Origin of the sequence: Methanobrevibacter sp., from assembly GCF_030539555.1 — an archaeon.
GTDB lineage: Archaea > Methanobacteriota > Methanobacteria > Methanobacteriales > Methanobacteriaceae > Methanocatella.
This window is the reverse complement of record NZ_JAUNXX010000015.1, coordinates 1-6,102: the sequence shown is the minus strand read 5'-3', so window position 1 is coordinate 6,102 and position 6,102 is coordinate 1. Positions and strand designations below refer to the sequence as shown.

5 protein-coding genes are annotated in these 6,102 nt (G+C 33.6%); 3 read left to right on the top strand and 2 right to left on the bottom strand.

Translation table 11 applies throughout. From position 1 onward, the window contains the following. Positions 1-95: 95 nt before the first annotated feature. Entirely contained in the window at positions 96-1,406 is a 1,311-nt protein-coding gene (locus tag Q4Q55_RS04710; protein ID WP_368660138.1) for a prephenate dehydrogenase, read from the bottom strand. Positions 1,407-1,579: 173 nt separating this feature from the next. On the opposite strand from Q4Q55_RS04710, the gene Q4Q55_RS04705 reads away from it, so the two are divergent. From Q4Q55_RS04705 to Q4Q55_RS04695, 3 genes are all read left to right on the top strand, one after another. Next, positions 1,580-2,641, top strand: a complete 1,062-nt coding sequence (locus Q4Q55_RS04705; RefSeq protein WP_303371669.1) for an mRNA surveillance protein pelota — start codon at positions 1,580-1,582, stop codon at positions 2,639-2,641. A gap of 97 nt (positions 2,642-2,738) precedes the next feature. Then, the gene (locus tag Q4Q55_RS04700) at positions 2,739-3,704 is read left to right on the top strand and encodes a cell wall biosynthesis protein (RefSeq protein ID WP_303371668.1); all 966 of its coding nucleotides are present in this window, start codon (positions 2,739-2,741) and stop codon (positions 3,702-3,704) included. A gap of 3 nt (positions 3,705-3,707) precedes the next feature. Next, on the top strand, positions 3,708-4,757 hold the full coding sequence (locus Q4Q55_RS04695; protein WP_303371667.1) for a glycosyltransferase: 1,050 nt from the start codon (positions 3,708-3,710) through the stop codon (positions 4,755-4,757). Positions 4,758-4,763: 6 nt separating this feature from the next. On the opposite strand, the gene Q4Q55_RS04690 is transcribed toward Q4Q55_RS04695, so the two are convergent. Then, positions 4,764-6,065, bottom strand: coding sequence for an NAD(P)/FAD-dependent oxidoreductase (locus Q4Q55_RS04690; protein WP_303371666.1), 1,302 nt, complete (start codon positions 6,063-6,065; stop codon positions 4,764-4,766). Positions 6,066-6,102: the final 37 nt, after the last annotated feature.

Below are 6,102 nucleotides of genomic sequence, written 5' to 3'. Positions count from 1 at the left end.
TTTAATAAAAATAAGTAATGATGATTAGTTATATCTAAAATAAAAATTTAATTACTTTTTGGTATTTTAATATTTGTTCGTGTTAAATAAAACAATTATCTGATGATTCCGCCGAATCCTGTGAACAATTTTTTCACATTTTCAATCGCTTCTTTTGATAATGCCAACACTTCAAAAGTCAGGCTGATTGAGTTTTCCTCTATCTGGGGGCCATTGTAGGCGTCAATCAATTTAATATCAATTATATTGGTCATGTTTTTCACTGTTTTTTGGATTGTCTGGACATGAACATTTTTTGGGAAGACGCAACTGATGGATACTGTCTTTTTATCAAGATGTTTCAGTTTCCATTCGTAAAGCTCATCATCACTCAAAACTTCAATGTTCGCTATTCTCAAACTTTTAATTTTGTTCCCTGTTTTTAAATATGCTGTTTTTCCATCAGTGCTGTCCAGAGTTCCAACATGGATTTTTCCGGAGTAGATGTGTTTCAATCCAACTTCTTTTCCGATTGAATTGAACAGTAATGTGTATTCTTGATTTAGGCCATTGATTGCTTTATCACTTCTACCTAAAGCATTCTTAATGTCTCCCATATTTTTTGTTGCTTTAATTGCTATTTCAACAAATTTGTCCTCATCATCATTATTAATCACATCTCGCAGTTCATTAACGGCTTCTGCAAATGTATTTCTAATATGATCTCCATTATCGTTCATTGACTGGATGTTATATGTCAGATATGGATTTTGTGATACAATACGAGCAATCATATCAATCATCAGATTGTAAATGGGGCTTTCGTAATCTTCAGTTTCGGAAATGTTCACTTTTAATTTTTCAAATGCTGATGCTGTTGATATAAAAGAGAAATGAGTCAGAACTTGAACTATGCTCATCATAAAGTCATGTTTTTCAGCAGTGGTTTCAACAATTCTCATGTTCTTATTCTTCAGGTAGTTGTAAACCTTATCATACCATTTGCCTTTCTTTTCTGCTGTTAAAACAATGACCTGGTTATTCAAATCTGTGGTTCTTGGACCGAAGATGGGATGTGTTGGGATGAATTCCACATTTTCTGGAAGTGTTTCAGCCATTGTTTTGGATGGGCCTTCTTTAACGGAAGTCACATCAATCATAAGGCTGCCCTCTTTCATAAATGGGGCTACTTCACGTATTACATGGCAGGTATGTTGGATGGGAACGGAAATAATTAATATGTCACTTATATTGGCTAAACCAGCATTTGATTCGATATAATTCACATTTGCATCTTTTGCAACATTTCTACCCTTTTTATGGTCTCTTCCACTTATAAATACATTAAATTCATCTCTAAAGTAGTAGACAAGTGTTTTACCTAAACCGTCACTACCACCAATAATTCCGATATTCATTTTTATCAATATTATTTTTTCCATTAATTATTATAAAATTATTGGGATTCATTTTTGCATTTCCCTGTTTCATCCGGAAAAAATTTAGAGGGACGTGATTTCTGGATGCACTATTTTTCCAAATATTTTAATAGTATTCTTTTTAATATATTAACTAGATTAGAAACTAAATTCGTGAAATTATGAGGATTATAAACCAGGATACAAAGGAAGGAATAATTGAAGTAGTTCCAGAAACATTGGATGATTTATGGCATTTGTCCCATATTGTGGAAGTTGGAGACAATGCCTCCTCTAAGACAACCCGGCGTATACAGGACAATACAGGCGATAAGTTAAGAAGTGATAGGGGAGTTAAAAAAACTTTTTATTTGGGATTGGATATTGAAAATATTAGTTTTCACATATTCACTGGAAAATTAAGATTGACAGGAGTCATTACAAGAGGTCCTGAAGATTTAATTCCTCTGGGATCTCACCATACTTTAGAGGTGAAACTCAACACTCCAATCACCATCAAAAAAGAACGATGGCCAAAATGGGCAATCAAAAGAATTAATCAAGCTATCGATGCATCTAAAAAATTGTCTGCAATGATTGTAGTTTTAGAAGATGACAGTGCAACTCTCGGTTTGATGAGGCAATTTGGGATAGAATATTACGGGCCAATCAAAGGAAGTGTCTCCGGCAAAAGAATACTTGATAAAAACAGGCAAAAAAACATCGTCCAATTCTATGAAAAAGTCATAGAATCAATTGAAAAATTTGATTCAATTGAAAATATTGTAATTGCCGGACCTGGATTTGTAAAGAATGATTTTTATGATTATATTAAGGAAAAACATAAAGATTTGGCCAAAAAATCAATAATCGAAAGTACCGGCTCTGGCGGTCGGGTTGGAATATCTGAAGTTCTGAAGAAAGGGACTGTTGAAAAGCTAACTTCAGAAAACAGAGTAGCTATTGAAATGGGAGCAATTGAAAAATTACTAACCCAAATAGGTAAAAATTCATCTAAAATTGTTTACGGTTTGAAAGAAACAAAAAATGCCATTAATTTGGGTGCCGTTAGTGAGCTGTTAGTTCTGGATACCAAAGTTGCTAGTGAAAACATGGGGGATTTGATGGATATGGTAGAAAACATGAAAGGGGAAGTTATGGTAATTAGCAGTGAGCATGATGGAGGAAAACAATTGGAAAGTTTGGGTGGAATGGCTGCAATTTTAAGGTATGAAATTTATTAATTCATTTAAAAAAGTAATATAAAATTTATATATTATAAAATAATTATATGATACTATAAAATAAAAATGCGAAATTTTTAAAGTTAATTGTGATATTATGATGTATACGTCAGTAATCTTTGCGATGATTTTCGTTTTTTTCTTGTCTGCAGTTGGAACTCTCGCATTAAATTTCATATTTAAATTTTTTGGAAAACATGGTTATCTGGGAAATCTGTATCCTAATGTCCGAGGAGGTATTCCTAGAGGCATTGGTTTAGTTCCTTTTGTTATTTTATCATTTTATTTATTGCCAAAATTCAATAATCTTGTTCTAATTATAGGAATTTTTGCTTTTATTGATGATGTGCTCGGAAGAAAAAAATGTGTCCCATTAGGTATTGAATGGGGTCAGCTTTCACGGGGAATTGGAATATTGCTGATTATGATTGTTGGAATTATGGAGGGATTAGGCGTTTCAGCTATTTTAATTGCTCTTTTAGTCCAACCGTTAAATATTTCAGATATGCAACCTGGTTCTACTTGTATTGTTACTGTCATAATGTCAATTTTAACCATTATTATTATGGTACTAGTTAATTCACCACCTACTTCAGAATTATTGGCAATTTACACTCCTTTATTGATTTTAATTGTATGTTTAGGATACTGTCCACTTGATTTTTCAGGAAAAATCATGTTGGGTGAAGTTGGAAATCATACTTTCGGTGTTGCATTAGGCATTGCCTTTTATTTGGTTGGAGGATTCTGGTGGTTATTGCTTCTATCAATTATCACAACAACATTAATTGCATTTGTTAGGCGGAATACTTTGAAAGTATTCTTTAGACAAAGATTAGGGTTAATAAATCCGACTTTTGGAGATTACTTCATGGATGTTTTAACTGGTGGGGGATTGGGTGATTTGGCTAGAAAATATATCCTAAAAGACAAACAATATTCTGTTACTAATCCATTATTAATTTCATTGGGTTTTAGAAGATTATTATATAATCCTCATGCACGAAGTTCAGCATATCATCGTCCTAATGATGTAAAACCAAGAATAAGATTGGGGAGATAATTTATGAAGGCATTATTTATCGTTACTGGTAGGGGGTTAGGTGGCGATGCAATGGTGGCATTGAATACAATCAAGGCACTAGAAAAAAGGGATGTAACCTGTGAAATTGGTTTGGATGCCTCCGCCTTAGGGACTTTATTTGAAAAAAATGGATATGACTGGCATAAGATTTCAGTACCTCATGCAGGAGGTCACTCCGCAACAAAATTATCTGCAGCAAAAGGGGGCATTAAGCTATTGGGCGCAACCTTTAAAGCAAGGTCTCTTATTAACAAATTAAATGTTGATTTTGTCGTGGGTGTTTTAGGTGGAGGAGCTATTGTCGGATCATTAGGCGCCAAATTTGCAAGAAAGCCGGGATTTTCATTAATATCCACCCCATTGGATTCAAAGTTTTGCCCTAAATTCAACCACTGTTTTATCTTGCCTGAATTGGATAAGTTCAGATGGGACAGCCTTCCTGAAAATATGGAAAAATCATTTTACCCGTTAGCTCCAGACATTGAGGGTGGTGATGTTCAGGTTGCGTTTTCCAAACTAAAGGAATATCCTAATTTCGATGAGAATAAAAAAACAATTTTATTTTCATCAGGGTCTTCAATTTTTAAAGGTACAATTGATGCTATTAATTTGGCTTGCGATTTATCCGACAGATTTAATCTAGTTTTAGTCGGTCTTCCGCTTCATGATGAATATATGGATTTGATAGATGAAGAGAAGATTATATATCTTGGTTACATTAATTGGATTAAGGATATGTTCAAATTTGCCGATTTGGCAGTGTTAACTGATGACGGTGTCTCACTGGAGGAGGCATTAGTTTACCAGACTCCGATTATTGCCTTGACCAAGGTCAAATGGGGAAGATATCAGAATATGGCTGGAGTGTTTAAAGGAGCAATTATCGAATCTGAAGTTGAAGATGTCTGTCAAAGCATAGAAGAAGCATTTGAAAATTATGATTCTCTAAAAGAGAATGCTTTATATTATGGAAAGCTCTGTGTTCAGGCTGCTGATGATTTGGCAGATAGGATTCTGAAAAAAGTGGAATAGTGGCAATTATAGCCACATATTTTTTATTATTTTATAGTTGGTGTCTGTTGAGGGGTGAACTTCAATAAAATTAGCATAATCATCTAAATCATAGTCCTCCCTCATTAAATAAGACAGATATGCCATATCGCTAATTGCTGATGGTGATATTGAATTAATTTTATTAATTTTGTTATTCTTTTTGTCAAATTCAATTTCACTATAACCTGTATCTCCAGTTAGGATATTCCAGAATGCACCAGGACCTGCGATTCCAGGTATTGCTATTGTCGATTTATCTTCATCACAGCACTCGTTTTTTTCATTTTCAACAAAACCCACTTCCATATTCAAACTTAACTTTTGAGGAATACATTTATAGCTTACTTTATTTGCATAGTTTGCCATATTCCTTGCAGCTGCGATACCTTCCATTCTTGCTACTGGTGTCAACTGATATCCTCCGGTTACATCACCTGCAGCATATACATTATTCACATTAGTTTCCATCATTTCATTAACTTTTATTGTTCTGTCAGGGTTGAGTTCAACAAAACCTTCAGCAATTTCACTATTCGGTGTTCTTCCGGTTGCAAAAAATGGTATGCCCTCCAGTTCATCACCATTTTCTGTTAGAACTTTATTTTTGAATATTTTGCAGGGGGTGGTGTTTTCATATACATTGACATTTGGAATAATATTTTTCAAAACATATTCTTTTGCATTTTTTCCAATTTCTTTTAAAAATCCGCTTCTTGCAAGAATATTGACTTCACTTCCAAGTGTTGAATAAATGTTCGCTATCTCACAGGCTATTATTCCACCACCAATCACATTTAACTTTTCAGGAACATCATCTAATTTTAAGATGTCTTTGTTTGTTAGGCCATGTTCGCTGCCGTTAATATCCGGAATGAATGGGCGTGCTCCGGTTGCAATTAACAGATTGTCATAATCAAAACTTTCATTATTGACTTTTATGGAATCTCCTTCAATACTGGCTTCTCCATATATGATTTCATTTCCAACACTTTCATTTTCCATCTGGTTTAATTTTCTAAGTTTTTCCTGTGTTTCGATAATCTTTTCAACGATTTTGTCATAAGAAATTTCAATTTGGCTTTTAAGAAAACCATGGTTATTAAACCGGTTGTTTGAGTCTATAAATTTTGTAATGTCTGTTAATGCGCAAATGACCATGCATCCTTCATTTAAGCAGGTTCCGGCTATATGATTTTTTTCAATTAAAATTACATCTTCTCCAAGTTTTCCTAGCTCTAAAGAGCCTAATCTTCCTGCAGGGCCTGATCCGATAATAATATTTTTCATTAAAACACCTTTTTAGATAATTTTATATAATATTATG

Coding starts and splice junctions, on each gene's coding strand:
- Q4Q55_RS04705 (WP_303371669.1), top strand. CDS start 1,580: ATGAGGATTATAAACCAGGATACAAAGGAAGGAATAATTGAAGTAGTT.
- Q4Q55_RS04700 (WP_303371668.1), top strand. CDS start 2,739: ATGATGTATACGTCAGTAATCTTTGCGATGATTTTCGTTTTTTTCTTG.
- Q4Q55_RS04695 (WP_303371667.1), top strand. CDS start 3,708: ATGAAGGCATTATTTATCGTTACTGGTAGGGGGTTAGGTGGCGATGCA.
- Q4Q55_RS04690 (WP_303371666.1), bottom strand. CDS start 6,065: ATGAAAAATATTATTATCGGATCAGGCCCTGCAGGAAGATTAGGCTCT.